The 26661-nt window shown below is 73.7% G+C and carries 18 protein-coding genes and 1 CRISPR repeat array; of the genes, 2 read left to right on the forward strand and 16 right to left on the reverse strand.

Annotated elements, in window-relative coordinates; all coding sequences use genetic code 11:
* Positions 1 to 16: 16 nt before the first annotated feature.
* From OOK31_RS36155 to OOK31_RS36180, 6 genes are all read right to left on the reverse strand, one after another.
* Complete coding sequence (locus OOK31_RS36155; protein WP_267091671.1) at positions 17 to 739, reverse strand: type I-E CRISPR-associated protein Cas6/Cse3/CasE; 723 nt, start codon at positions 737 to 739, stop codon at positions 17 to 19.
* Positions 736 to 1578 (reverse strand): type I-E CRISPR-associated protein Cas5/CasD, encoded by an 843-nt coding sequence (cas5e, locus tag OOK31_RS36160; protein WP_267091672.1) that lies wholly within the window; start codon positions 1576 to 1578, stop codon positions 736 to 738. The genes OOK31_RS36155 and cas5e overlap by 4 nt, the downstream gene beginning before the upstream one ends.
* Positions 1575 to 2957, reverse strand: a complete 1383-nt coding sequence (locus tag OOK31_RS36165) for a type I-E CRISPR-associated protein Cas7/Cse4/CasC (protein WP_267091673.1) — start codon at positions 2955 to 2957, stop codon at positions 1575 to 1577. The genes cas5e and OOK31_RS36165 overlap by 4 nt, the downstream gene beginning before the upstream one ends.
* Complete coding sequence (gene casB, locus OOK31_RS36170) at positions 2954 to 3595, reverse strand: type I-E CRISPR-associated protein Cse2/CasB (RefSeq protein WP_267091674.1); 642 nt, start codon at positions 3593 to 3595, stop codon at positions 2954 to 2956. The genes OOK31_RS36165 and casB overlap by 4 nt, the downstream gene beginning before the upstream one ends.
* The gene (locus OOK31_RS36175) at positions 3592 to 5190 is read right to left on the reverse strand and encodes a type I-E CRISPR-associated protein Cse1/CasA (RefSeq protein ID WP_267091675.1); all 1599 of its coding nucleotides are present in this window, start codon (positions 5188 to 5190) and stop codon (positions 3592 to 3594) included. Before OOK31_RS36175 ends, casB begins: the two co-directional genes overlap by 4 nt.
* 172 nt (positions 5191 to 5362) lie before the next feature.
* Positions 5363 to 5539 (reverse strand): hypothetical protein, encoded by a 177-nt coding sequence (locus tag OOK31_RS36180; RefSeq protein WP_267091676.1) that lies wholly within the window; start codon positions 5537 to 5539, stop codon positions 5363 to 5365.
* A 298-nt stretch (positions 5540 to 5837) separates the two neighbouring features.
* Between OOK31_RS36180 and OOK31_RS36185 the strand changes: the two genes are divergently transcribed.
* Positions 5838 to 9533 (forward strand): hypothetical protein, encoded by a 3696-nt coding sequence (locus OOK31_RS36185; protein WP_267091677.1) that lies wholly within the window; start codon positions 5838 to 5840, stop codon positions 9531 to 9533.
* Here the strand turns inward: OOK31_RS36185 and OOK31_RS36190 are convergent.
* From OOK31_RS36190 to OOK31_RS36230, 9 genes are all read right to left on the reverse strand, one after another.
* The gene (locus OOK31_RS36190; protein WP_267091678.1) at positions 9473 to 10420 is read right to left on the reverse strand and encodes a xanthine dehydrogenase family protein subunit M; all 948 of its coding nucleotides are present in this window, start codon (positions 10418 to 10420) and stop codon (positions 9473 to 9475) included. The genes OOK31_RS36185 and OOK31_RS36190 overlap by 61 nt on opposite strands.
* On the reverse strand, positions 10417 to 12972 hold the full coding sequence (locus tag OOK31_RS36195) for a molybdopterin-dependent oxidoreductase (RefSeq protein WP_267091679.1): 2556 nt from the start codon (positions 12970 to 12972) through the stop codon (positions 10417 to 10419). Before OOK31_RS36195 ends, OOK31_RS36190 begins: the two co-directional genes overlap by 4 nt.
* A 144-nt stretch (positions 12973 to 13116) precedes the next feature.
* Entirely contained in the window at positions 13117 to 13524 is a 408-nt protein-coding gene (locus OOK31_RS36200) for a hypothetical protein (protein ID WP_267091680.1), read from the reverse strand.
* Positions 13525 to 14306: 782 nt separating this feature from the next.
* Positions 14307 to 14963 (reverse strand): hypothetical protein, encoded by a 657-nt coding sequence (locus OOK31_RS36205; protein ID WP_267091681.1) that lies wholly within the window; start codon positions 14961 to 14963, stop codon positions 14307 to 14309.
* Positions 14964 to 15349: 386 nt separating this feature from the next.
* The gene (locus OOK31_RS36210; RefSeq protein WP_267091682.1) at positions 15350 to 16024 is read right to left on the reverse strand and encodes a nucleotidyl transferase AbiEii/AbiGii toxin family protein; all 675 of its coding nucleotides are present in this window, start codon (positions 16022 to 16024) and stop codon (positions 15350 to 15352) included.
* Positions 16021 to 16389, reverse strand: a complete 369-nt coding sequence (locus tag OOK31_RS36215) for a hypothetical protein (RefSeq protein ID WP_267091683.1) — start codon at positions 16387 to 16389, stop codon at positions 16021 to 16023. The genes OOK31_RS36210 and OOK31_RS36215 overlap by 4 nt, the downstream gene beginning before the upstream one ends.
* A 335-nt stretch (positions 16390 to 16724) precedes the next feature.
* A CRISPR array of direct repeats spans positions 16725 to 17181; the repeat unit is 29 nt; unit sequence CTGCTCCCCGCGCGTGCGGGGATGACCCC.
* Positions 17182 to 17202: 21 nt separating this feature from the next.
* Complete coding sequence (locus tag OOK31_RS36220; protein ID WP_267091684.1) at positions 17203 to 20538, reverse strand: DEAD/DEAH box helicase; 3336 nt, start codon at positions 20536 to 20538, stop codon at positions 17203 to 17205.
* 113 nt (positions 20539 to 20651) lie between these two features.
* On the reverse strand, positions 20652 to 21383 hold the full coding sequence (locus OOK31_RS36225) for a hypothetical protein (protein ID WP_267091685.1): 732 nt from the start codon (positions 21381 to 21383) through the stop codon (positions 20652 to 20654).
* Positions 21384 to 21651: 268 nt separating this feature from the next.
* Entirely contained in the window at positions 21652 to 25446 is a 3795-nt protein-coding gene (locus tag OOK31_RS36230) for a hypothetical protein (protein WP_267091686.1), read from the reverse strand.
* A 209-nt stretch (positions 25447 to 25655) separates the two neighbouring features.
* Between OOK31_RS36230 and OOK31_RS36235 the strand changes: the two genes are divergently transcribed.
* Complete coding sequence (locus OOK31_RS36235) at positions 25656 to 25784, forward strand: hypothetical protein (RefSeq protein ID WP_267091687.1); 129 nt, start codon at positions 25656 to 25658, stop codon at positions 25782 to 25784.
* 152 nt (positions 25785 to 25936) lie between these two features.
* On the opposite strand, the gene OOK31_RS36240 is transcribed toward OOK31_RS36235, so the two are convergent.
* Positions 25937 to 26533: a hypothetical protein gene (locus OOK31_RS36240; RefSeq protein WP_267091688.1), complete on the reverse strand. Its 597-nt coding sequence runs from the start codon at positions 26531 to 26533 to the stop codon at positions 25937 to 25939.
* Positions 26534 to 26661: the final 128 nt, after the last annotated feature.

Here is a 26661-nt window from a genome sequence, read left to right on the forward strand (position 1 = left end):
CCCGCACAGGGAATGGTCAGCGGGTCAGGAGGAGGCCGCAGCTGTAGGCCCGGGCGTGACCGAGGCCGCCTGCCAGGGCCGACAACAGGGCCTCGGGGTCGGTGACCACGAGGTCGCCGCGGATTTCCGCCCGCCCGATCCGCAGGGCCTTGTGCCGATCGGTGCTGGACACGGTCGGCAGCATGCGGATCCCGAGGGTGTCAGGTTCGGCCCAGGCCCCGATGCGGACGACCCCGTCTTCCGCGGTCACCGGTTCCCCTTCGTCCTGGAGACGCCGTAGGAACCACTTCTTCACGTGCTCAGGACTGGTGTGGGCGACCCGGGTCCCGCGAGCCTTCTCGGAGACGGGCTTGCCCGACGGCCGACTGCGGGTCGGGTTGACGACGGTCCGGAAGCCCAGGACCTCCCCGGCCTTGAAGGTGCGGTCGACGGTGAGGACGTGCGGCCTGCCGGTGAGCGCGGCCCGGGGGATACGGCTCCAGTCTCCCGGGACCCGTGACTGCACGACCAGCACGAGCGCGGCCGCCTTGAGGTCCACCGACCATGTCGACAGCACACCCATCTGGGAGCGGGCTTCGGGATCCCCGTCCGCGACCCAGCCGCGGAATCCGCTCATGACGGTCCGGTGCATCTCCTGGGCGTCCACGAGGGACTTCGCGGCGTACGGGTGGCGGGCGTCCAGGGTCAGGATGGAGTGGGTGGCCACGAAACGAGCCGTCGTGGCACGGGTGCTGTTCACTCGAAGATGTCCCATTCGCTGGCGGTCGGGGCGATGGTGACGCGCATACGGGTCTCCCAGCGTGTGGTGTGGGCCCTTCGCGCCGGATGGAAGCTGACCGGCTGGTCGTTGACCGGGGAAGCCCCGGGAGCATCGGCGTGGGCCTGGATCCAGGCCCACGGACGGTGGCCTGAGACCGGGCCGTCGGGGAGGGGGAGCAGCTGCTTGGCGGTGAATGCCTCCGCGAGGGTGCCGGGCAGGATGTCCCCGGCGAGCGTGCCGCAGGGCGGGCAGGACTTACGGCCCAGCCACAGCAGCTGGCGCGGATGTTCCAGAGCGTGGGCGATCTCTTCCAGCCACCCTTCGTCCTCGTGTCGCAGACCCACCACGAACGCGGCGTCCGACAGGTACCAGCGTTCGGTGATCAGGGCCGTACGCGACAGTTCGCCGGAGACGAGAGCCCCCGAGACGGGGTCGGCCGCGATCTTCTTCGGTGCCCCGTACCAGTCGGCCAGGTCGTGGTGGCCGAAGCTCTCGCCGGTTGCCGCCTCCAGACCGGCGGCGACGGCGGCCGCACGCCGGTGGTCGGTGATGACGTCGCGCGGGCGCAGCGGGTACCGGCCGCCGCCCACGGAGTGGTAGTCCCGTACCGGGGTTCCGGGACGGTCCGCGCGGACGCCGAACTCCAGCGCCGCGAGGTCGTCCACCGGCTCGGTACGGTCCCGGCCGAGGGCGGCGGCGCACAGGCCGATGACCGCGGACTTGGTGGGCCGGCTGTGGCTGTCGCGGCGGGAGAAACGGGACACCGCCCCCCAGGACTGCAGGGGGGCGGCGAGCCGGACGAGCAGGACGTGCGTCACGCCGTCAGCTCCTCGATGGACGGCACCTTCGTCGCGCCGAGGTCCTTCAGCTCGTCCAGCAGATCGTCGATGTGCGGGTCGTACGTGAGTACGCGTCCGGTCTTGATGTCGTCGCGGCGGTCGCTGACGAACACGTGGTGGCGGATCAGCCTCTTCACCGCGGCAGGGCCGGCGGGCCCCTCGCCCCCCTTCGGCTTCCGGCCGCTCTCGCGGCCTTCCGCCTCGCCCGCCACGGGGCTCTCGTCGATCGGGCGTTGGAAGGCGGCCGCGTAGTTGTAGGGCCGCGCGCCTTCGAAGGCGAGGACCAGGGCGGGCAGGGTCCCGGTGGAGGCGGTGGAGTTCTTCTTCGCCTCGGGGAAGGCGTCCACGAAGGCGTTGACGAACTCGGCCTCGGCGGCCACCGCGGTCTCCTCCGCCTCCTGGGCGGTCATGCCTGCGGCTTCGAGGTTCCTGCGCAGCTTGCGGCGGTCGAGTACGGCATGCCGGTAGAACGTGCCGGAGATCAACGACTGGTAGCCGGTCATGCCGGCTCCCGCGTCATCGGCGGAGTCCAGGAAGTCCAGGGCGTTCCTCTTGCGGTCCAGCTTGGCGTCGTCGGCCGCAGCGTAGAAGTCGTCCAGTTGCTCGGCCTCGTGCACCGTGAAGGCGTGGCTGCTCTGGACGGCCCCGTCCACGTTGGGGGAGTCCGCGATCTCGGCCAGGAAGCGTCCGTAGAGGGCGATGTCGATGGCGTCGCGCGGGGCGAGGGCGACGAGGACCGCCGTGCGGGTCGCGGGTGGGAGCGCGGGAAGCGACGCGGACTTGACCGGGCCTTCGGCAGACTCGGCTTCCGCCTCGGCAGGAGGGGTGGCCTTCTTGCCCCGCTTGGGTTTCGCGGAGGCTGCCTGCGCTGCCAGATAGGAGGCCGTCCAGGTCCTGAGGTCCTCGGCGTTTTCCGCGATGTGGGCGGCGATGCGCGTGCCCGCGTCGGACGGCGCGAAGAGCAGGACCTTGGTCAGGTTGGCCACGGTCTTCTTGCCGGGATCGCCGAACTTGAGGCCGGTGGCTTCGACGACCGCGCGTGCCGTGGTGACCGCCTCGTCCTTGTCCCAGCCGTGTTCGGATACCAGCGCGCGGGCCGTGATCAGCGCCCACTCGCGGGTACGGATGCCCGTGGTCCGCCCTGCCAGGGCGCCGACGCCCTCGTTGGCCCGGTCACGGGCGTGGACCCGCTCGGCACGGCGACGGGCCTGGCTCGTGATCAGGTGCCGTTCGGCGCCCCCGTAGACGATCGACTTCGGGGAGCCGTTCTCGTCCCGCACGGGCAGTACGGCGACGAGCGTTTCCAGCAGGTGGAGGGAGAGGAACGGGCTGCCGGTGAAGGAGGCCTGGGTGGTCACGTGGTGGTGCCCTTCTCGGTCGTGTCGGCGGTCGTGTCGCGCTTCCCGGCGCTGTCTCCGGTCCGGGCCGGCTCGTGGAAGTCCACGGCCCAGCCGTCGGCGACCGCGGCCTTGCGGTCGTTCCAGCGGCCGAGGTCGTCCGCGAGCCGTGTCCAGTCGGGCGGCGCCTGGTCGCAGGAGCGCAGCCGGGCGACGGTGTGCTGGAGGTGACGCCAGGGGATGCGGCGGCTGGAGACGATCCGGTCGATCAGACGGCTGGCTCCGGGATCGTTCGGCCCGCGCCCCGCTCCGCCGCCGATCCTGCGGGCGGCCGCACCGAGGCTGCCGAACCCGTACGAGGGCCGCACCGCGCCGCGGTGGTAGACGGCGAAGAGGAAGGCCACCTCCTCGAACACCTCGCGTCGATCCGGGTCCAACCAGCCGGCCCGGATGCGGGTGTTCGTCCGTACGCGCGGCCGGCGCAGCTCCGCGAGCTGCCCGTACTCCCGGTCGCGCACCAGGGACGCGAGCCAGGCGGTGAGGCGCTCGCCGGGCTCCTGCTCCTCCCAGGCGCGCTCCCTCCGCCCCCGGTCCACGAGGCCCTTGGACGTGTGCGGGACGTCCGGGTCGTCGGAGGGGAACTCGGTCTGCGTGCTCATGCTTTCTCCCCGTGGAGTTCTGCCGGGGCCTTCCGGCTCGCCAGCTCGTCCTCGAATCGGCGCAGGGCCGCGGCGCGTGTCTGGAAGCCCCGGGAGTTCCTCGGCAGAGAGTCGAGGGACTTGGCGAGGAATCCCTTGGCCTGGTCGGTGAGGGTGGACGCGTAGGAGAAGAGGCACTCGTGCACCGGTTCCCGGGCGGCCGTTTCCTCCAGCAGGATGTGGAACGGATCCTCGGCCGCTTCCCAGTGCCTCCACCTGACGTCGAAGCGGGCGACCTGGCCGGCCTTGTCGGAGGGCTTCGGGTTCGGGTAGGCGATCTCCCAGGCCGCGTAGGCGGCCTTGCCCAGACTCATGGCGACGTACTCGGCGATGGCGGAACCCCGCGTCGACGCATGACACAGCACAGCGCCCAGACCGGGGGCGAACGGGAAGGAGCCGGAGATCCAGGTGATGGCCGTGGTCTGCTTGGCCACGAGCCCCACCGCCCAGAGGCGGACGCTCCGGACCGGCGGGCCGTCCGGTCCGCGCAGCGCGTCCGGGCCGGGGAACAGGGCGAGGCGTCGGTAGAGGTTCGTGCCGCGGCCGCCGCGATCCGCAGTCCCCGCGTCCACGACGGCCGTGTAGAGCGCGTGCGCGTCGCGCCAGAAGGCGCGGGACGCCGAGGGCCACAGCGGCTTCTCGACGCCCTGGACGGTCGTGGCGTAGACGGCGTCCTGGAGGTGCGGGCGCTGGAGGCGGAGCAGTTCCCCGGCGCCCATCAGCACCCGGTCGACCACGATGTCCCCTGACCCGGGCAGAACGGCCGGGCGCAGCAGAACGGACCGGCCGAGAGCGCTGTGGAGGTCCGCGGGCCCGCTCACGGGCCGTCCGTCCGGCTTCGTCCGGAAGCCGCGACGTGCTTGTGTCCCTGAGGTCCAGGAGCGGTTGAACTCGCCGGGGGGACCGGGGGAGGGCATCAGATTCAGCCGGAGGGTCTCGCCGAGCGTCGAGCCGAGGGCGATGACGCGTATGCGGCTGCTGAGCCGGCCGACGGCGAGGTTCGTGATCGTGGGCCCGAGGGTCTCCTTGCCGGAGATCCTCGCGCGGCCGGCCGGACCGTAGACGTGCTGGGTGAGCACGGCCCGGAACGCCTCGGCAGGTGACAACGGCTGGGGGTGGTCCAGGTGGTGGTGGTCGAAGAACTGGCTGTAGTCGCCCACCTGCTCGATGACGACCTGCGCCGGTCCTGCCCCGCGCTGGTCGAGGTAGGGGGCGAGGAGCGAGTTCTGACCGAGCGGCTCGGTGGGATGGAACAGGTCCCAGATCTCGTCTTCCGGCCGGTCGGCGAGCCATCGGGCGGCCTGGTCGAGTGAGTGGCCGTCCTCGACCCAGTCCCGCCACTCGGTGTCCGTGCTGGGGGAGGTCCCGGAGGCGTAGCAGATGGCCAGCAGGTATTCGAGGAGAGCGACCTGCTCGCCGGGGGTGGATCCACTCACGGACCGCAGGCCGTCCGCTTCCGCGAGCAGCTCGATCAGACTCCGCTCGACCCGCTCGCCCTTCAGTGTCAGTGCCTCGGCGCATGGTTGTCGCCGAGGGTCCCACTGAGGACGTGCCACCCCGCGAGGCGGAGTGCGTGATTCAGCCAAGATGCATCGTTCGCTCTCTGCTCAAGACGGCTTCTGCTGGAATGAGGCAGGACCGTAGCATGCGGAAATAGGCGGTATGACGGGTTTGTGAATTTCAACGGCCGCCCCTGGAAGTGGAGTTGGGGGATGGCCGATGCGGACGTCAGCGCGGGCGGCGGCGCATCAGAATCGTCAGCGTCGCCCGTGCATCGCGTCGGCGCTCCGGGCTGCGGGAGAGCACCGACACGGCGGCCACGGTGACGACGGCTCCCGCGTAGGTGAGACCTGTGGCTGCGGCCAGTGCGGCCCCGTCGTGGAGTACGGACGGAAGTACGGACATCGGGAATCCCCCTGGATCGGTCGCCCGGCGGTTCTGCCCGCTGGGCTGCGGTCCCTCAGACATTCCGGGACCGGAGAGCTTCCGGCGACGTCCGGACCGCCGGAACGGGTGTAAGTGGCCTGGTCAGAGGGCCAGGGAAAGTTTCCGGAGAACTAGCAGCCGTAGCTGCGAAGGGGGTGTGGGATTGGCGGAGGAGTCGCAGCTGTCGGACTTCGCGCGGAAGCTGGACAGTCTGCTCGAGGCTGCGCGCACCCGTCGAGGAAGTGCGTTCACACAGACGAAGGTTGCCGAGACGCTGGTGAAGCGGGGGCACAAGGTCGCGGACTCGACCATCAGCGGCTGGCGCAACGGGGACGCGGCGCCTTCGGCCCGTCGCCAGGACACCGTCCTGGCTCTCGTCGCCTACCTGGAGGACGAAGTCCTCGAACTCCCTCCGAGCCGTCGGCGCACCAGCGACGCCCACTGGCTCGCCCTCCTCGACGCCGCACAGCGTCCGGGCAAGCTCCGGCAAGGCGGTTCAGGTCCCCGGATCCACGCGAAGTCCAAGGTGCGCCTGTACGGCGATGCGGAACACCTGAGGCAGCACTTCCTGCCGCGGGACTTCTCGGGCCGGCTCGACGAACTGATCGGACTCACCGCCGCCGCCACCGACCGGCACCCCCGGGCTTCCAGCTACACCTACCTGCAGGCAGGCCCTTGGGCCGGAAAGTCGGCGCTCCTCGCCTGGTTCTTGCTCCAGTACGACCTGACCGGCGTCGACGTCGTCCCGTACTTCATCGCCCGGCGCCTCGGTACCGACCACCCGGACACCTTCCGGACCACGATGTGCCGACAGCTCGCAACCCTGGTGGGCAAGCGTCCGCCGTCCGGTCTGGAAGCCCTGTACGCGGCTGCCGCCCGGGCCAGCGCCTCCCGCGACCACACGTTGCTGCTCGTCGTCGACGGGCTGGACGAGGCCGCCGCACCGCAGGCCGGCGGTTTGAGCATCGCAGCGATGCTGCCGAGGACACTCCCGCGGGGCATGCGCGTGATCGTGGCCGGGAGAGGGCATCCGCCCCTGCCGGGCGACGTACCGCAGGACCACCCGCTGCGGGATCCCGCCGTCGTCCGCCGGCTGAAGCCGTCCCCGGAGGCGCGCGTCATCCGGGACATGGCCATCCGGGATCTGGACGCCCTGTTCAAGGACCGAGACGTGGGCCGGCCCCTGCTCGGTCTGCTCACGGCCGCCCGGGGCGCCCTGACCGGCGCGGACCTGGCCCGTCTGATCGGCTCCCCGACCCTGCCGTACGACGTACTGGACCTGCTGGGCAGCGCCGTCGGACGCAGCATGCGCCCCGACGACAGCGCCCACCTGGCCCTGCGCGGCCCCGGCCGGGGCGACGACCCCGCCCTGCGCTCCTACGCACTCGCCCACGACGAACTCTGGTCCGTGGCCTCGGAGAACTTCGGCAGGGAGGGGCTGGACGATTACGAGCGCCAGCTGCACGCCTGGGCGGACCGGTACCGCGAGCAGGGGTGGCCCGAGGACACCCCGGACTACCTCCTGACCGGCTACGCCCGTCTGGCGCGGGGGAGCGGCGACCCCGGCCGGCTGATCACCCTCGCGTTCGATCCCCGGCGCCAGCGGCGGCAGGTGGCCGGGCTCGGGCTGGACCTCGCTCTGGCGGACATCGAACTGGCTGCGGGCACGGCCACCGGCGGTGATCCGCGAAGCCTCACCGTCCTGGCGGGAGCGGCGGCGTCGCGCACGGTGTTGCTCCGGCAGCCCCGGACCCTGCCACGTGACGTCCCACGGGCGCTCGCCCGGCTCGGTGACGCCCGCCGGGCCACGGCTCTGGCACTGGCGTCCCCCCACGCCTCCTCCAAGGCCCTGGCACTGACCGACGTGGCCCATGCACTGGTCGGCGTCAACGGCGACCAGGCCGGGCAAGCGGCTCAGGACGCCGCGCGATGGGCCGTGCGGGCCCGGCGGCAGACGCCCGCGTGGGGCGCTCACGACGACGCGGCCGAAGCCGTCGTCGCCAGGGCGGCGGTGGCTCTGATCGCCACGGGCCAGGAGGCGGCCGGTACGGGGCTGCTCCGCAGGACACGAGGGCTGAGCGCCGCGAGGTACGAGGCATGGACGGACGCGGCCGCCCTGCTGGCCCCGCACCGGAAGGACGTGGCCGCACAACTGCTGGACGAGCTGGAACAGGAGCTGGAGGCGGCAGCCGAGCACGAGGCCCTGGACCCGGCCGTCCCGGTGCACCTGTGGGCGACCCTCGCGGCATCCGTCCCCGACCGGGCCGGTCGTCTGCACGGCCGCATCCTCGATCACGCGCGTACGGTCTGGGCGCGGTCGCAGACGCTGGGGGAGCTGGACACCCTGTCGCTCGCCGCCTCGGCTTTGGCGTCCGCCTGCCCCGGGGAGGCGAAAGCCCTGGCGGGACTGGCCGCGGATCAGGTCGAGTTGGCCTGCCGGACCCCCGATCCGCTATCGGCGGCGGACCGGGCGCACACGGAGTTCGGCTTCGGTGTGACCTTGGTACGCCTGGCACGGGCACTGGCCGACACGGGGACCACGGCCGACCGGATCCGGCGTCTCCTGGAGGGCGTGCCCGAGGAGTTCCGCGGCGACTGCCAGAGCCCGGACGGCGCTGATTTCGCGGACTCCGTCATCACCCGCGCGGGCACCACGTACGACATCGACGACCTGCGAGACGAGCTGAACGACGAGGACCCCGGGCCGGCGCAGGCCGGGCGTTGGGCCGCGGAAGCCTTGGCCTTGGCCGAACAGGACCAGGAACAGGAGGCCAGGCAATACCTGGACAAGGCCCTCGCCCTCGTATCGGAAACCGGCGAGGAAGCGGACCACGCACTGCCGTGGTCGGCCGGTCTCGCGGGCGCACTGGTGCGCTGTGGAGCGACGGCGGATGCCGACACCCTTGCCGCTGCCCTGGACGGCCCCGGCGACCGGACCCGTGCCGCCGCGGAGATGTCCATGGCGTACGCCGCATCCGGACACGACGCCGAGGCCCGCAGACTGGCGCACGAAGCGGCGCGCTCCGCGACGGACGACCTCGCCGACGGTGCCTGGGCCGTCGCCGCGCAGGCGTTGGGCCGCGCGGGGGAGGGGGCGGCGGCCGTGGACCTCATCGCCCGGACGAAGCCGTCGGAGCGTGCCCGATGGGCCGTGTGGAGGCAGCGGGCCGGACGAGCACGCGTCGTGGTCGCCGCCGGGCTGGCCGCTCACGACCCGGCCGCGGCGGGCCGGATCGTGGACGAGGCGAGGGAGCGGCTGGACGCGACCAAGGACCTGCCGGGCCGACTGGCAGCCCTGCTTCCCGAGCTCGGCCTGCTCGTAGCCGCTGCCGCCCGAGCGGACGCGCCCTGCCGAGAACGGCTCGGCGAGGCGATCGACGGGGCCCGGGCGTACGCGGGGGAAGCGCCGCAGGAGTGGCAGGCCCGGACGCTCCTCGTGGACGCCGTACTGCGGGTCGGCGAGGGCCGGGACGTCCAGGTCCAGCTGGACGGGCTCGCGCGGGACAGCCGCATCGGCCATCAGGGCCAGTTCCCGACGGCCGGTCTCGCCGTGCTCCACGCACTGCTCGGCGACACCGGCGCAGCATGGCGGGTGGCGGACGGTACCGCGGAACCGGAGCGCCGCGCGGCGGCGTTCACGGCGGTCGCGGGGCACCTGGCCCGGATCCCCGCCCGCCCGGCACCCCCCACCGACGACACCGGCCCGGACGCGTTCACCCAGACGCTGCGGGCCCTGGCCCTGGCCGCGTCACCCGCCTCAGCCCCCGACATCCCGGCGGCCGGCGGCTTCCTGCGCGAGGCGCTGCAAGGCCCCCACTGGTACAGCGCATTGCCCGTACTCGCGGAGATCGCCCCGGAAGCGACATCGCAGATCCGCGACATCACCTTCGCGCACCTGGGCCTCGCGGCCGCCTATCCGACGGCCCGTTCCAGCGCCTCCAGGACCGTGTCGCGGAACAGGGTGGCCTTGTAGCCCGTCTGGGGGAGGGGGCGGCAGCGGGGCAGGACCTTCGCGGCCGCCGCGGCGAGGGTTGCGGGGGTGGCTTCGCGGCCCGTCAGGGCGGTTTCGACCTCCGGGAGGCGGAGCGGGACGCGGGCCACGCCGCCCGCCGCGACGGCGGCGTGGGTGATGGTGGTGCCGTCGAGGGTGAGGCGGGCGGTGGCTTCGACCAGGGGCCATTCGGCGTGGGCCCGGCTGGTGGCGCGGTGGTAGGCGGCGCGTTCGCCGGGCAGGGGGGCGGGGAGGCGGACCGCGGTGAGGATGCGGTCCGGCGGCAGGAGGTGGTCGGAGTGGAAGAGGTGGTCGCCGTTGCCGTACAGGTCGGCGACGGGGCGCGGGGACTCGCCGTTGATCTCGGCCTCGGCGTCGTAGGTGAGCAGGGCCATGGCGAGGGTGGACGGGTGCGGGGTGACGCAGGGGCCGTCGCCGGCGACCACGCCGAAGTGGTGGTCGCCCTCGCGCGCCGGGCAGCCGGTGCCGCCCTTCTGGAGGCAGCTGAGGTGCGGATTGCGGTAGTACCAGCAGCGGTTGCGCTGGAGGAGGTTGCCGCCCAGGGTGCCGGCGGCGCGGATCTGCGGGGTTGCCGCGGCCCCGGCGGATGCCGCGAGGGCCGGCCAGCCGGCGCGGACCTGGGGGTCGGTGGCCAGGGTGGCGAGGGTGGTCAGGGCGCCGATGCGCAGGCCGCCGCCGGGCAGTGGGGTGGTGCCGCGCAGGTGGCCGGCGCCGCCGAGGTCGGTGAACGGGCCGGGGGAGACGCCGCTGCGCTGGCGGGCGGTGGTGTCGGTGCCGCCGGCGCGCAGTTCCCCGCCGCGGGCCAGGACGGCGGCCGAGAGGTCGGTGAGGGCGGGTTCGGTGCTCACGTACCCAGTCCTTCCAGGAGCCGGTCGGGGCGGATGGGCATGTCGTACGGGCGCCAGCCGGTCGCGTCGCGGACCGCGTTGGCCAGGCACGCCGCCGTGGGCAGGGTGGCGATCTCGCCGAGGCCGACACCGCCGCCGGGCACGTGCTCGAAGCCCTCCTGGTGGAAGTGGACGGTGATCTCGGGGGTGTCGCCGATGCCGGGGATGCGGTAGTCCTCCAGGTTGTCGGTCAGCACCCGGCCGGTCGCCGGGTCGCTGCGCCGCTCCTCGAACAGGGCGTAGCCGATGCCCTGCACCACCGCGCCCTCGCACTGGCTGCGGGCGAGGCGGTCCTCGTGGATGCGGCCCGCGGCGATACCGCTCCACACGCGCAGCGGACGGATCCGGCCGAGCCGGGTGTCCACCTCGACCTCGGCGACCTGCACCGATCCGGTGAAGCCGCGGCCGATCGCCACACCGCCCAGGGTGAAGGGGACCGCGAAGCCGCGGTGGTCGCGGGGGCGCCGGCCGGTCACCCGTACGCCGTCCGCCGCGTTCAGCCGGGCGGAGACGTCACCGCCGCCGAGGGCTTCGCGCAGCCGGGCGGCGGCGTCCGCGGCGGCCGGTACGAGGGAGGGCGTGGTCCGGCTGCCGCCGGAGGTCGGCCCGTGGACGGCGTCGCTCCGGCCGACCTCGGCCCGTACCCGGTCCTCCGCCACGCCGAGTCCCTCGGCGACGGCCCGGCGCAGCACCGTACGCGAGCCCGTGCCCATGTCCTGGACGGCGCAGCGGGCGACGACGATCCCGTCCTCGACGGTGAGTTCGACCTCGGTGACGGGATCGAGGAAGTACAGCCAGTTGGCCGCGGCGACACCGACGCCGCGGCGGAAGCGCCCGGTGCCGCCGCGGGGGCCCGACCAGAGCGGGAGGGCGGCGGCCAGGTCGTAGAGGGCGTGCCGTTTGGGGTTGCCGTCCCAGCGGCGGCGCAGGGCGATCGGGTCCTGGCCGAGCCGGTGGGCCATCTCGTCGACGGCCTGCTCCAGGGCCCAGCACATCGTGGGCCCGCCCGGTCCGCGGAACGGGGCGCCCGGCGGCCGGTGGGTGACCGCGTCGAAGTCGCGCAGGCGGCGCGGGGCCTTGCCGTACATGAACCGGGCCAGCGCCGCCACGGAGCCGCCGACCGAGACCCCGCCGTCGCTGTCCACGTCCATGGCCAGCGCGCTCAGCTCGCCCGCATCGTCCGCGGCCATCGCGAGCCGGATCCGGGTGCCGGGCCGGTATCCGCCGTCCGTGAGCTCCTCGTCCCGGTCCAGGACCACCCGTACGGGGGCGTCGTGCAGCCGGGCCAGCTCCACGGCGGCGACGACGTCCGAGGTCAGGCCCATCTTGCAGCCGAAGCCGCCACCGACGTGGACGGCCCGTGCCACCACCTTCTCGACGGGCACGCCGAAGCGTTCGGCGGCGAGTTCGGCCGTGTGCTTCACGGACTGGGTGGACACCTCCAGATGGAGGGTGCCGTCGATCCAGTGGGCCAGACAGGCGTGCGGTTCGAGCGGGGTGTGGGTCTGGGCGGCGGTGGTGAACACGCCCTCCACCAGCCGCTCCGGGTCGCGGCTGCGGACCTCGGTGATCCGGCGTACGGCGGCGGCGGGGCGCCTGCTCATGGAGGACGGGCCGCGCAGGTTGCCGCGCCAGCGGGAGGGCAGCAGCTGCGGGGTCTCGCCGGCGCCCGGCGCCGCCTTGCGCGCCGCCTTGTCCTCGTAGACGAGCGGGCCCTCGCCGGTGCGGGCGTGGCGTAGGTCGAGGGCCGCCGGCAGCACTTCGTAGTCCACCGCGACCCGCGCGGCGGCCGCCCGCGCGGAGGCGCGGTCCGGCGCGGCGACCGCGGCCACCGGCTGGCCGACGTAGCGCACCACACCGTCGGGGGGCAGCAGCGGCACCAGCGGGAGGTCCCCGGCCTCCAGGGAACGTACGTGGGCGTGGGCGTGCGGCGAACGGATGATCACCCCCTCCAGGAGCCCTTCGGGGCGCAGGTCGGTGGTGTACCGGGCCGAACCGTCGGCCTTCTGCGGAGCCTCGGCGCGCGGCACGGCCGCCTCCGCCTCCGCCTTGTCGTAGTCGCCCGCGCAGGCGGCGGCCACCGCGCTGAAGATCCCCTCGTACGCGCCGCAGCGGCACAGGTGCCCCGCCAGCGCGTCCGCGATCTGCTCCCGGTTCGGCCGGCTGCGGCCGTGCGCGGCCCGCCACCGCTCGAAGAACGCCGACGCCTCGACCACGAAGCCGGGGGTGCAGTAGCCGCACTGCAGGGCGTCCTCACCGGCGAAGGCACGCCCCACGGGGTGACCGGCCAGGCCCTCCACCGTCGTCACCCGCCTGCCGGACAGCGCGACCGCCGGGGTCAGGCAGGACACCCGGGGCTCACCGTCGACCTGGATCGTGCAGGCCCCGCACACCCCGCCCGAGCAGACCAGCTTGGTACCGGTCAGCCCGAGCCGGTCGCGGACCACCTCGACGGCGGCCGGGTCGTCGTCCACGTCCACCGAGCGCCGGGCGCCATTGACCTCGAACTCCACGAGACGTACTCCTCAGCCGTGGGGTGGCGACCGCCGAGCCGCGCGCTCACCTTCACGCTCCTTGATATCCCGCGCAGGGGGCCGGCGCAGTTCGGCGCGCGGCCGGCCGGGCGTGCGTCACCCGGGGCTGCGGGGGAGCCGCTGCTACCGGGGAGCGGGGAACGAGTAGGTGGCGGTTCCCCTGAAGTACGTGCCGTCGTCGAGCTTGCCGAGCTCGAACTCGTAGGTTCCCGGCGGCTCGTTGCCGAAGACGACCCTTTCACCGGCGCGGCACTTGACGGTCTCGCTGCCCACGTCGTAGTTGAAGCCGTCGGTGCGGCGCAGCAGCACGGTCATGTCCTTCTTGGGCCGGTCGCACTCCTTGACGGTGAAGTGGATCTCGCCGCGGCTGATGTCGAACTCCGGCGTCTTCCACAGGTGCGTGTAGTCGAAGCGGACCGTCCGGCTGGCCGCATGCGCCGGGGCCGCCTGCGTGAGGGCGAGAGCGGCGGCGCAGCAGGCGGTCAGGGCGAGGCGCGCCAGACGCGGTGTTGCACTACGAGAACGGAGCATGTGGCCCTCTCTCTGTAGATACGTACGATTCGTGGGCCCATCGTCCCGGGCTGGACACGAGCGGGCTATCACGCGCGCAGGTGACAGCACCACGGCGTCGTTGACCGGCCGCGACCGTCGTTGCGATCAGTCCTGGGCGCCGACCACGACTTCGTCGATCCCGGAGTCCGGGCGGAGGCACCTGTCGAACACCGGGGCCATGGATCGACCTGCGCTGACGTCACCCGCGCCCGGACGGACGGACGGCCGGACCGGGGCGTCTGCCGCCGCCGGGACGCCGCCCGCGTGCTCGCGTGGGCCCTCAACAGCTCCGCGCTGCTGGCCTGCTCTGGCCCAGGCTGGTCTCGTTCGGGGCGACGGGGTGCGTCGGCGCCTCCATAGAAGAGCGGATTGGAAGGATTGCCCGATTCGGTGAAAGTGCTCGAGAAAGAGGCATCTCCTAGATAGAGTCGCTGGTCAGGAAGCCTGCTCCCCGCGCCCGCGGGGATGAACCCTCGGGCAGAAGGCCGGCCACCGCCGCCCACGTCTGCTCCCCGCGCCCGCGGGGATGAACCCGCATCTGGCATCCGGTCGCGGACCCTGAGCACTGCTCCCCGCGCCTGCGGGGATGAACCCGACTTCGTACGGGTCGCCGAGGGCGGCGCGTCGACCGCCTCGGAGGGGAAGCCCCGCAGCAGTGGTTGTATGGCTCTGGTGCCAGGACATTGCAGCCGAGCTGGGGTTGCCGCGCGTGGGGCCAGGCTGAGGGGGTGCCGGCCGGCCCCCGGAGGGGCCGGGACGGGTCAGTCCTTGTACCAGCCGAACGCGCCGGCATCCTCGGGCCAGTCGAAGGACTGGTGCAGGGCCACGAGCGCGGTGATCAGGCGGGGGTCGAGGTCTCCGGCCCGCGCGCGGTAGTTCTCGGCCATGCCGTGGAAGACCAGGCGTACGCGGCCCGAGGTGTCGCGCCAGGTGATCCGGCGGGGATGGCGGAAGCTGGCGTCGTCCTCGGCCATGAAGGCGGCTATCGCGCATATCCAGCTCAGCAGCAGCCCCGTCGGCCACCACACGGCCCACCACACCAGGCGGCCCTGGCGGCCGCGCAGGGCCGGCCCGTGGACCGGTTCCAGCGTCCACCGTGCCCGGCAGATCCGGAAGGCGGGGCGGCGACGGTACGTGACCCGGCCCAACGGGACGCCGTGGTGGTCCTCGACGCGGTAGACGGTGGGCTGCCCGGTCGTCCGCGAGCCGGCCTGTTCGGTGCGTACGTACGCGAAGGGGATGCCGCCGTCGGCGAGGACGCGGAAGGAGCGGGTCTCGGGATACATGTCGTGCTCGGGGCCGTAGGCGTCGCGATTCAGCCAGCCCGCGCCGGTCTCCCCGCCGTTGCTCTCCTTGCGGACCACGAGGGCCACAGGCTCCCGGTAGTTCACCTTGTACTTTGCTGGGCCCCAGGTCATGGCCTCCCCTTCCGTGTTGCTGCGGTGCGGCCATCATGGTCTCACCACCTGGCTGTAATCGATCTTCGGTGGGCCGACGGGGGCCGGACGGGCGGTTCTCGGCCGTGGTCGTCGTCGTCGGCTGGCCGTCGGCGCGGTGGGTGCCGGGCCGGACCACTCCGGTGAGGCGAACCGGTCGCGGTGCGCGGACGCCAGGTGACGCTCTGAGGAGCGGAGTTGGTTGTTCGGGTGCCGGGCGGTCCAGCCTGGCGTCTGCGGGCCCGGTCCGGTGGTGCGGGTGCGGAGGTTGTCGCCGGGGCCTGGGACGCCGCCGGTGGCCCCCGTCCGGCCACAGCGCCACAGGGCGGGCAGGCCGTACGTGCCGGGGCTGCGTCCGGGGCCGGCGGTCAGGCCTCTTCGTTCAGGTCGTTCTCGTCGTGCAGGCGTCGGTCGAGGTCGGCGGCCCAGTGCTGGGCCCAGGTGCGGAGTTCGGCGGTCTCGTCCTCGGTGAGGCCGTAGGCGGCGAATTCCTCGTCGTCGGCCCAGTCGATGCCGGTGAGGCGGTCGCGGAGGTCTTCGAGGCGGAAGTCGTCGCGGCCGTGGCGTTCGCCGAGGCGTTCGAGGTCGTGGGTGGTGCGGTGGCGGGACGCGGCGCGGACGTCGATGAAGTCGCGTGCCGCGCCGCGGTCGGCGAGGGCGCGGACCTTGGTGCCGATCACCGAGTCGAAGGCCAGGACGGGGCCGTACTCGGTCTGGGCCGGCGGGGTCCAGAAGTGCTCCTTGAGGACGTCGACCTCGCAGTCCTCGCCCGTCTGCGGGTCGGTGGCCATCAGGCGGGCGGAGAGCACGTCGACGTCGATGACGCGTACGCGCCAGCCGCGTGCGGTGAGCTCGTGTTCGAGGCTGCCGACGATCTCGGACATGGGGGCGGGGTTCTCGGTGGCCACGTCGAGGTCCTGGCTGAGGCGGTCGACGAGGCCGTGGGCCTGGACCGCGTAGCCGCCGGTGAGGACGAGCGGGTACGGGGCGCCGATGTCGATCACCGCGGCAAGGAGGCGCCGGTGCAGGCCGCTGAGGTTCACGCGGGGGCGGAGCCGGCCGGCCGGAGCTCGGGGAAGGCGTCCTCCCAGACCTGGCGCACGTGCCGGCTGACCAGCTTGCGCAGTACGGGCCACTGCTGCAGGAGCAGGTCGCGGTCGAGGAGCTTGACCAGGTCGTCACGCCCGCCCTCGGCCAGGACCGTGCGGTACAGGCCCATGCGCAGGCGGGGGCGGTCGAGGTCGTAGGCGCGCAGGCCGGACCAGGCGATGTGCAGGGGCAGCTCGACCACGCCGCGATCGGGCCCCACGAGCTCCTCCAACGAGGCGGGCAGCCGGCCCGCGTACCGGGCGTGCAGGACCTCGGCGGCCGAGGGCTGCGCCGGACCGGTGGGGGAGAGCGTGACCATGCGCCCGATTATCCCGTGTCCCGCCCGCCCCCGGTACCGCAAACACGGCACACCGCCCCACCGGCTACCGCGTGCGTCCCGCCACTGACGCAGCGTGGCTACGCCTCGGGGTATGGGTACACCGACGCCGGTGAGACCGGGGAGGGGGTCCTGACTGCAGACCTTCGAGCTCGGCGATGCCGGCTTCCGGCGGGATGGTCGCTGGACCGCGACAGCGGCCTTGGAGCGAGAGGGCCGGGTGCGGTGGTCTCGGGGGCGGATTGGGAGGATTGCCTGATTCGGCGAAAGTGCTCGAGAAGGAGGTATCCCCGGGATAGAGTCGCTGGTCAGACAGCCTGCTCCCCGCGCGTGCGGGGATGACCCCGAGTGCGGGGACATCCCGGCGCAAATTCCGTACCTGCTCCCCGCGCGTGCGGGGATGACCCCTCCTCACCCCCGTCAGTGCGGGAAGCGGAGACCTGCTCCCCGCGCGTGCGGGGATGACCCCAGTGCGCCACCGAGCCACTACATCCCGTAGTGCTGCTCCCCGCGCGTGCGGGGATGACCCCAACACGATCCAGAGCGCGAGCGGAGAAATGGGCTGCTCCCCGCGCGTGCGGGGATGACCCCGTTCCCGCGGTCCTGGTGACCGCGCACGTGTACTGTTCCCCGCGCGTGCGGGGATGACCCCGCCTACCGCGACGGCCGCGAGCTCGGCCGAATCTGCTCCCCGCGCCTGCGGGGATGAACCCGAGTTTGGGTAACCCAAACTCCTAGCTTGCTCCTGCTCCCCGCGCCCGCGGGGATCCGTCAGGGGCGGGTCGGGGCGCTTCGTTACCGCCCCCTGCCCTCGTTCCCCCGGGCCTCGTCCGTAGGCGCGCCGGGTTGCTCCTGACGCTGGGGTTGCCACGTGTGAGCCGGGAGGGATTCCGCCAGGGTGCTGAAGTGGCGCTGGTCGCGCCATGCCTCGCGGTTGCCGATCACGAAGAGGCGGCGTTTCGCGCGGCTCACCGCGACGTTGAGGAGGTTCGGGCGGGACGCCGCCCAGGCGCGGGCGCCCGCGCGGCGGGGGTCGGTGCCCAGGACCAGGATGACCACGTCGGCCTCCTTGCCCTGGGTCGTGTGCACCGTTCCCACCCGCTCGCCCGGCACCAGGTCCCGGCAGGCCCGCTTCGCGCCCGCCACGACCTGCCGGAACGGGCTGATCACGAACACGTCCCGGGCCAGGTCCACGCCGCCCTCCTCGCGCAGCCGTTCCAGTACCCGCCGCAGGGCGCGGCCCTCCTCCGGGATCCAGTGGCCGTCCGCCTGCGCCCCGGCGACGTCGACCCAGCTGCTGGCCGGCCGGTAGACGTACGGTTCGCGGGTGCCCGCGTCGACGCCCTGGACCATCAGGCCGTCGTAGGCGATGGCGTTGCTGACCGAGAACATCGGATCGTCGCACCGCCGGTGCACCCGCAGCGGCGAGCCGACCCACACCTCGTGCCCTCCACCCGGCAGTTCGGCGGGCAGCAGCGTGCCGTAGCGGTTCGCGCGGTCGGCGAGCTGCTGCACCGACGTACGCCCGGGCGCCCACTCCTCCGCGACGCCGAAGTCGTCGCGCAGCGCCCGCTGCGCCGTCCACGGCAGCACCACGACCGGCTCCAGCTGCAGCGGGTCGCCGACGACGACCGTACGCCGGGCACGCCACATGCCGCCCACCGCCATCTGCGGCGTCGCCTGCCCGGCCTCGTCGACGAACAGCCAGCCCAGCGCCTGCGGCCCGAGCCGCCCGAAGACCCGGTCGAGCGAGGCGAACGTCGTCGACACGACCGGGACCAGCAGGAACAGGCTCTGCCAGGCGGCCCGCAGGTGCGTCTCGGGCACGGTGTGCGGGACAGCGCCGGTGACGGCGTCCATGGCGGCCATCAGGTTGGCGTACATGGTGCGGGCCGTGCAGCGCAGGAAGGCCTGGTGGAGGTGGAGGGCGGCGAGGAACAGTTCGGTACGGGCCGCCGTGATCTCCGGGTCCGACCAGGGCGCGGAGCGCTCGCGCAGGGAGTCGTCCGTGAGCCAGGACTCCTCCGGTACGAAGCCCTCCCACCGGGCGCGGGCCGCGGCGATCGCCCGCTCCGCCCGTTCGGCGCGGGCGCCGGCCGCCTCCGCCGCCTGCTGGCCTGCGCGCAGGCGCGCCTCGGCCGCGCCCACGGCCGCCCGTACGCCGTCCAGGTGCGCCTGCGCCGCCTCGCGCGCCTGCCGCGCGGTGGCGACCGCCCCCGCGGCCTCCGCCTCCTGCGCGTGCCAGTCGCGGGCGGCGCGGCCCAGGGTGAAGAGGCTGACGGTGAAACCGGGCCGCCGGGCCAGATGGGCCTGATGGGTGTGCTCGGCGTCCGCCAGGGACTGCTGTACGCCGCCCAGCGCGGCCTCCGCGGGCGCCAGCGCCTCCCGGGCCCGGGCCACGGCCGCGGTGTCCTGACCCACCGCGTCCTGGGCGCGGCGCAGCGCCTCGTACGCGGCGGCGCGGTCGGTGAAGGCGGCGGCGGCCTCCGACCGCTCCGCGCGCAGCCGTTCGACCTCGGCGAGCGCGGCCCCGAACCGTTTCCTGCCCTCGCTCCACACACCGGTCTGCGGGGTGTCGCGCCACTGGCGCAGGAGGTGGGAGAGGCCGTTGCCGCTGTCGATCCAGGCGTTGGGCCGTCCACCACGACGGCTCTGCGGCGGGACGGACGGGACGGGCGACGCCGGGGGAGAGGCATTGGCGTCCGTCCGGCGGTACTTGCCGTGCCAGAAGCGGTTGACGAACTCCAGGCGGTTGCGCTTGCTGCCCAGCCGGGCGGCGACCGCGCCCCACGCCGGATCGCCCTTGAGGAGCCGGGTGGCCTGCTCGGCGAAGTAGTCGGCGTCCTCGCGCCACGGCTCGCCGAGGGCGGCGCGGGCGGGGATCTCGGTGGAGATGTTCTCGACGGCCCCGTTGTTGGCGGAGGCGACGACCATCTCGAAGCCCGTGAACTCGGGCCGCAGCGGGGTGACCGTACGGGTGTAGTCGCCGCTCTTCCACACGTACGGGGCCGCGCCCCGGTCGAAGGCCTCGGACGGCAGCCGCAGCGCGGCCAGGCGGCCGGCCCGCTCGACGACGGCCGCGGCGAAGCAGTCGCGCAGCATGGTGGTCTTGCCGGTGCCGGGCGGGCCGTTGACGGCGAAGATCCCGGCGCCCGGCGCCAGCTCGGCGTGCACGGCGTTGACGGCGAACTGCTGGCTCAGCGCGAGCGCGTGCCGGGCATCCGCCGGCCAGCGGCCCGCGGGGGTGCGGTCCGGGCTCACACCGGCCAGGGCCGCCTCGGGGTGCCGGCGCAGGTCGGTACGCAGGGACGGGTCGAAGGCGGCGGACGGGGTGAGGTACGCGGCGAGACCCGGGCCGGGATCGCTGCGTTCGAGGGCGCGGGCCACCCGGTCGAGGTCGGCGGCGATGAAACTGTTGAGGAAGTCCTGCTGGTCGGCGTTGCCCGCCCCCTCCGCCTGGTCCAGGCGCACGGCCACGCTGCGCACCCGCACCCCGGCCGGAGCCAGGGCCACGGACACGCCCCAGGCGCGGGCCAGCTCGCCGGTGAACTCCAGCAGGTGCGCGGCGGACACCACACCGGCCCCGACGGGGGAGTCCCCGTCCCCGGCGTCACCGTCAGCCACCCCACCGGGCCCACCGTACCCACCGGGCTCACCGAGCTCCCCGGCCAGCGTCCCCCAGGCACCGGCCTCCTCCTCGAACCCGTCGAGCCATCCACGGCTGCCGGGCCCGGGCGTGACGGCCCGGCCGGTGGCCCAGGCGCAGGACGAGAACACGGGGGAGTCCAGCAGCAGCCGGCCCTCGTCGGTGACGGTCAGCGCGAACAGCGCGGTCTCACCGTCCATCCGGCCGTCGTGGTCCTCGCCGCTCTCCCCGAAGACGTCGAGCAGGGTGTCACGTACGGCACTGAGGGCGAACGCCCCGCCGTAGACGACGTGCTGCCACCCGTACCCGGGCTCCAGCGGCACCGACCGCAGCGGATGCCCCGCCTCCCAGGGCGCCGGCTCCCCGGGCACGGCCGCGTACACCCGCTCCCGGACGGAGACGCCCGGGATCTTCTGCGGACTGAACAACTCGACGGCCCGCCAGTACCCCACGACCCCGCTCCGCCGCCGGCGCTCGCCCCCCATAACGCCCACTCCTGTCATCGGTGATCACTATGTGGCACCTTACGGGGGCCGATGACGGCACGTCAGGCGGTTGCCACGTCCGCACCGCGGCACCGGCGGGGAAGACCGGGAGGTCACACCGGGGCGTTCCAGGCCGTCCCCAGCCCGTCCAGCCACGCGGGCGGCAGCTCCGCCGCGTCCCACTCGTCCCGCAGGGCCTGCGGCGCGGCGACGAGCCGCTCCAGCACGGCGATGCTCGTCACGGAGTGCACGAGCGAGTAACGGCCGTGCACAGTGACGGCGCTGCCCGGCCCGAACGCCGCGAACAACTGCTTCAGCCGGGCCCGGTGGGCCGCGGCGAACGCCGTCAGCCGGCCGGCGTACCCGGCCCGCTGCCGGGGGCTCATCGTGCCGAGGACCGCGGTGAGCACCTCTTCGGTCACCTCGGGATCCAGCTCCGAGACCGTGGTGAACGACAGGTACAGGGGCGTGACCGCCACCCGAGCCCGCTCCACCTCCACCCGCCCCGCCCGCGGCCACGGCCCGGCCGGGGCCTGCTCCCCGCCCGCCCCGACGACCTCCAGCAGGGCCCGCTCGGCGACCCCGCCGAGCCCCTCCAGAAGCTCCCCGACACCATCGCGCCAGCCCGACTCGTAGGCCTCGCCCCGGCCCCCCGGCGCCGTCGCCCCGACCCGGCTCAGCTCCTCGTGCGCCAGAGCCAGCGCCCCCGCCTCGACGAGCCCGATCAGTTCCCCCGCGTCGGCTCCGGGCACCCCCGCCCGGGCGAGGAGCTGCAGCAGCGTCGTCCTCGCGTTGTCGACACTGACCTCGTCCGGCCACTGCCGTCCCTCGTCGGCCGCGCTCATCGAGTCCTCCTCATCGTTCGGATCGTGCGGTGCACACACAAGATCGCTCCCTGCGATGGTCCAACGCCCGACACCGGGCCTGCGCTCCCGCAAGCGCGGCCCGAACCGGGACGAAGAACGAGTCGGCTGCCATCCTGACAGCGCCCGGGCGCCACACCGCCGGTGACCGACCCACGCCGACCCCCGGGTCGGCACGGCCCGCACCGACGACGGTGTCCTCCCGCGCTCTTCGCGGGGGAAGCAGCCGGTCATCGCGAGTACGGGTGAGTCAGTGCCGCGGGCCAGGACCCCCCGCGGCCTCCTCCGCCTCCAGGTGCAGGTGGCTGAAGACGATGTCCCGGATCCGCCCCACCGCCTGAGGCGCGATGCGGACCAGTGCCGGGAGGGCGTGGTGCCAGCCGCCGTCCGTGAGGGCCTTCGCCACGAAGCCGTGTGCCTGCTCCGCGGCCCCGGAAGTGACGGGCGGCAGCAGCGACACGGCGAGCGAGCGCAGCGTCTTCGTGAAGGCGGTGTCCGCGCCCCATGACGTCAGATGCGCGTTCTCCGGGGTTGCCACGAGGTACCCGGCGACCGCTGCGTAGGCTTCCGCCCTGCCGTCGGGAGCGTTGTGACCCGCCGCGACCCGCCGCGCGGCGTCGTGGTCGCCGAGCGCGGCGTACGTGAGGGCGATGCCCGCCGTCGGAAGCTCCCACGGAGGCACGCTCCGGCTGTCGCGCTCCCACGCGTCCAGCAGCCGGAGGGCTTCCGGCCGTTGGGGCTCGCCTTCCAGGACGGCCACCACCAGGACGTCCGGGCAGTCCAGCCCCCGTCCCTCCGAAGCCCGTCCCGCGGACCACTCCTCTCCGACGGCCTGCAGGAGCCTCGCCCCGCACGCGTCGTCCGCGTCACCGATCGCCGCGATGAGGGTCCCGAGTGCGACGATCGGGCCGATGTCTGCGGAGGGGTCGGGGCCCTGTGTCTTGATGCGTGCCAGCTCCGCTTCGACGAGTTCCGCCGCGGTCACGGCATCGTGGCGGCGCAGCCCCGCCGCCACGAGTACGGTCTCGTACCGTCTGCCGGAGCCGTCCGGCTTGCCCAGCCCCGCGATCAGTTCCAGTGCGCGTTCGCCTTCTCCCGCACACGCCAGGGCGTACGCCGCCGCCCTCGTCTCGTCCCCCGCGAACAAGTTCTGAGGGATGTGACGGATGCGGCGGCCGCGCTCGGCGCGCGTCTCCCGGGCCAGGTCCGCCGCCTCGTGTGCCAGAGGCCGCGCGAGGGTGAGGTTCCCCGCGTCGGCCAGGGCGATGGCCACGGCTGCCAGAGCCCGCGCCCGTTCGGTGGGGGAGCGCAAGCCCCTCGCCAGCCGTGTGCCGTCGGCAGGCAGGCCTACCGCGGCGAGCCCGGCGGACAGCGTCACCAGCTTCGTCTCCCACACACTGTCGCGGCGGATGGTGACGGAGGCCTCCAGCGCCTCGTCCAGGCGGCGCGACGCCTCACCTGCCCGGCCCTGTTCCGCGAGGTCGCGGGCCTCCCGGGCCAGGACCTCCGCACGCGTCTTCCCCGCTCCGCGCGGTACCCCCTCGAGCGCGGCCCGCGCGCCGGCGAGTACGTCCCTGCCGAACCAGCCCGTCCCCAGGTCCTCGGAAACGCCTTCGACGAGCCGCCGGGCGTCGTCCACAGCGCCGGTGGCCACCCGGGCGTACGCCACGGCCGTCAGCATCAGGTCGGGGTCGGTGTGCAGGTAGGTCCTGTCCGCCCGGAACTCCGTGTGCAGGGAGCTCAGCCCCGCTTCCAGCGTGCCGGCGGCCTGCCGGGCCAGCTCCGCCGCCTCGTCCGGGCGTACGCCGGCCAGCGCCAGGGCGGCGTTCGCCACCGCGGTGACCGACCGCAGCCCGGGCGGAGCGGTACGGGCGTAGTCGCTGATGCGCGCGTACATCCTGGCCGCCCGCACCGAGTCGGGCGGTCCCGCGGCCAGGGCGATCGCCGACCACGCCGCGACGGCCGCGGCGGACTCCGCGTGCTGGCCGGCCAGTACCTCCTCGGCCAGCACCTCGGCCTGATCGAGGAGTTCCTCGGCCAGCTCCGGGTGCCGGCGGCGGGCGGCCCCGGCCGCCTCCGCCATCGTCGTGCACGGGAACGCGCTGTCACCGAGCACGGAGTAGGGGCGCAATGTGCCGAGCAGATCCCGTCCTTCCCGCTCCTGCCCGACCGCGATCAGTGCCACGGCGGCCTCGGCGGCGGCCACCTCGGCCTCGTGTTCGTCGCCGTTCGTCGGCGCCGACTCCTGGCGGACCCGATCGGCCCAGCGGGCGGCCTCCCTCGCGGTTTCGACGGCCCGCTCGTCGTCCACGCCCGCCAGCGCCCGGGCCACCCTCGCGAGATGGACGGCCTTGCCATCCGGGTACGGGGAGGTGAGCGCGAGGTCCTTGGCACGCTGCCACTGGCCCAGCGTGGCGAACGCCACCGGGATGTCCGACGGCAGCCCCCGGGCGCTGTGCGTGAGCACCTCCCGGGACACCGCGAGCGCTGCCCGGGTGGCCAGGTCGTCCGCGGCGTCCCGCTCCACCAGCCGGCTCGCCAGTTCGACCTCCGACACCGCCGTGTCGACGGATGCCCGGCCCAGCAGGGCCTGCTGGCGACGCGGATCGAGGACGAGCTCCGCCAGCCGCCCGGTGGAGCCGTCGGCGCGCCGCAGCATGCGCGGGTAGTCGTACAGGAGGTAGGAGGGGGTGTCCGGGGGCCACCCCTTGGCCCGGTAGGCGTCCGCCCAGCCGTGCAGTTGCGCCTGGTACCGGATTACCGCCGCTCTGCCCAGCTTGGTCAGGGCCTCCCGGTGCAGCTCCGTGTGGCCCAGTACCTGCGTCTGCCGGCCGTCGTGTGCCGGTGTCGGTGGACGAACGCCGTCCCCGTCCCCCGGGAGGAAGCTGCGGCCGGTGACGCCGCGCAGGAGCACGTCCACCTCGTACGGCGGCGCGTCGACCAGCTCCGCCAGGTCGTCGGCCGTCAGCCCGCCCTCGGAGACCGTCACCAGGCCCAGGACGTCGCGTCCGAGGGGCGCGCCGCCCAGCAGCTTGTGCAGCTCCTGCCGGGCCCGGGCGCTGATGTCCGAGGCGAAGGGGGACGAGGCCAAGGGGCGGACGATCCCCGCCCGGCGCAGCGGGTGCTCCGGATGGACACCGTCGGGGACGGGCGGGTTGGGGCGGCCCGCGACGATCACCCGCATGCCGACGGGCGGGACCCGCGGCAGCAGCGCGGCGATGCTGAGGCCGTCCGGACCGGACCCCCGGTCCTCGTCGAGACCGTCCACGACCAGGACCAGCCGCCGTCCGCGCGATCGGCACACCTCGGCGGCGGCCGTGAAGAGCCCGGGGAACTCCTGCCCGCCGCCGTGACGGGACGCCGCCGGGTCCTGACCGGCCAGCACGGCCAGTTGCGGGTTGACCGTCTGGAGGAAGGAGTCACGGTCGTTGTTGCCGAGATGATCGCCGATGAAGCAGCTCACGAAGTCGACGCCGGGCGGACGGTGACGCAGCACCAGCTCGGCCATCAGCGCGGACTTGCCCGCCCAGGGCCCGGCCTGCCACCACGCGTACCGCGGTGCGGCGTCGTCCGGGGCGGTGCAGAAGCCCTCCAGCTCCCGCAGCTCGGCCTCCCGGTCGAACAGCCGGTCGGGCAGGACGCACTGCTCGATCCACGCGTGATGGTTACGGAAGACACCGTAGAGGTCCTCGGATCCGGCGCCGTCCGGGCCGGACCGGGTCCCGGACCGTGGGGCGCGTCCGGGCTGTGCCTGATCGAGAAGGTCCCGCCAGTAGCGCTCGCCGAGGGTTTCCCCGGCCCACGTACTCCAGACCCGGACAGCGGCGATCAGCTGCTCACTGCTGGAGGGGTCCGGCACCTTCGCCCTGGTCGAGTCCTCGGGAATCCACTCGCCGATCCGCCGGTCGAGCCCAGCGTGCCCGGCGAGGCGGGCGACCTCCCGCCGCGAAGCAGAAGCACGGCTCTTCCTCCGCGCGGACGTGGCCTTGACCTCCAAGGTACGCAGCGCCTCGTACAGCACACGGGCCCCACTCGCCCTCATCATCTCGCCCCCGACTCCCGGCCGCCCACGCCTGCCCGCCCTGCCCGCCCGCCCGCCCGCAGCAGGCAGTGCGGGCACCTCGCTGACCTGCACGGTAGCGGCCGATCTCCCGCACCGCCCGCCCTTTCGGACAACGCACCCTCTCCCTCCGCAACCTGACTAGGACGCCGCAGCCACACGGGCCGGGCCGAACCCGCCAGGGGGAAAAGAAGATGCTGAAGACCACGACACGAACCGCCCGCCGACTGAGCCGAGCAGCCCTGTTCAGCCTGGTACGCGGCGCCTCCTACGCCATGGGCGCCTCGCTCACCGGCTACGCCATCTGGTGGCTGCAACACTGACGCCCGACACTGCAACAACGCGTGGAACCAGGTGTGGTGCCGCACCTCGGCCTGAGCCCCCGACATAGGGCGAGGGCGACAGAGCGGGGCCCGGAGAACCGGGCCCCGCCCGTCTGCCACCGCATCATGACCGGCCCGACGGGGGTCGGCCGTCAGCCTCTCGGCAGCGCGTCCCCCGCCGGTCGGCGGCGCAGGGGGGACCATCTGGGGCGCGCAGGCGCGGGAGGTTCGAGGGCGGAGCGCAGCGCCTCGTGGAAGGCTCTCAGGGCTTCGGTCATCCGGGCGTCGTCGCCGTGGTGCCTCGCCGCGGCCGTGAAGACCGTATTGGCAGCGGGCCCGAGATCCTCCCGCCGGAGCAGCGGCGCGACTGCCGTGCCCAGCCGCGCGAGGGGCGCGGCAAGTGCGGCTGCGGAGACCCCGCTCTCGTGATCCCAGCTGTAGACGGTCCGGGCAGCCTCCCCAGAGGCAGCCAAGAGTGCCGGCGCGCCCGTCCGGCCTGCCAGCGCGTAGGTGATGCTTCCGTGGGCGAGAGCGCGGAGGGCGACCCTGCCGCGTGCTGCCCAACCTCCCCAGATGTGATCGTGCGTGTCCCCCGTGACCCGCAGCGCGAGCACGGCTGCCACCAGTTCATCGGCCTGGGCTTGGAGGGCTGCACGCTCCGCGGCGGCATCCTTACGGGCCTCCGCCTGGCGGTTGCGGCGCGCGGTCTCCCATGCGCCGAGGAACAGGAGCACCACGGTGCTGACCACCGTGACTCCTGTGCTGAGTAGAGCAGTGTCCATGTGCATCGGGACACCATCCGGGCCCGCCGGGTTCCCCGGTGACGGAATCCTCCGAACCGCGTCCCTCTCCGCTGGACGGGTGGGTCGGATCAACG

This window comes from Streptomyces sp. NBC_00249 (assembly GCF_026342355.1).
Lineage (GTDB): Bacteria > Actinomycetota > Actinomycetes > Streptomycetales > Streptomycetaceae > Streptomyces.

What these genes read in the sequence shown, in the direction of transcription:
- OOK31_RS36235 (WP_267091687.1), top strand. Translation starts at nt 25,656, where the DNA reads ATGCTGAAGACCACGACACGAACCGCCCGCCGACTGAGCCGAGCAGCC.
- OOK31_RS36220 (WP_267091684.1), bottom strand. Translation starts at nt 20,538, where the DNA reads ATGGGGGGCGAGCGCCGGCGGCGGAGCGGGGTCGTGGGGTACTGGCGG.
- OOK31_RS36200 (WP_267091680.1), bottom strand. Translation starts at nt 13,524, where the DNA reads ATGCTCCGTTCTCGTAGTGCAACACCGCGTCTGGCGCGCCTCGCCCTG.
- OOK31_RS36205 (WP_267091681.1), bottom strand. Translation starts at nt 14,963, where the DNA reads ATGACCTGGGGCCCAGCAAAGTACAAGGTGAACTACCGGGAGCCTGTG.
- OOK31_RS36225 (WP_267091685.1), bottom strand. Translation starts at nt 21,383, where the DNA reads ATGAGCGCGGCCGACGAGGGACGGCAGTGGCCGGACGAGGTCAGTGTC.
- OOK31_RS36215 (WP_267091683.1), bottom strand. Translation starts at nt 16,389, where the DNA reads ATGGTCACGCTCTCCCCCACCGGTCCGGCGCAGCCCTCGGCCGCCGAG.
- OOK31_RS36230 (WP_267091686.1), bottom strand. Translation starts at nt 25,446, where the DNA reads ATGATGAGGGCGAGTGGGGCCCGTGTGCTGTACGAGGCGCTGCGTACC.
- casB (WP_267091674.1), bottom strand. Translation starts at nt 3,595, where the DNA reads ATGAGCACGCAGACCGAGTTCCCCTCCGACGACCCGGACGTCCCGCAC.
- OOK31_RS36180 (WP_267091676.1), bottom strand. Translation starts at nt 5,539, where the DNA reads ATGTCCGTACTTCCGTCCGTACTCCACGACGGGGCCGCACTGGCCGCA.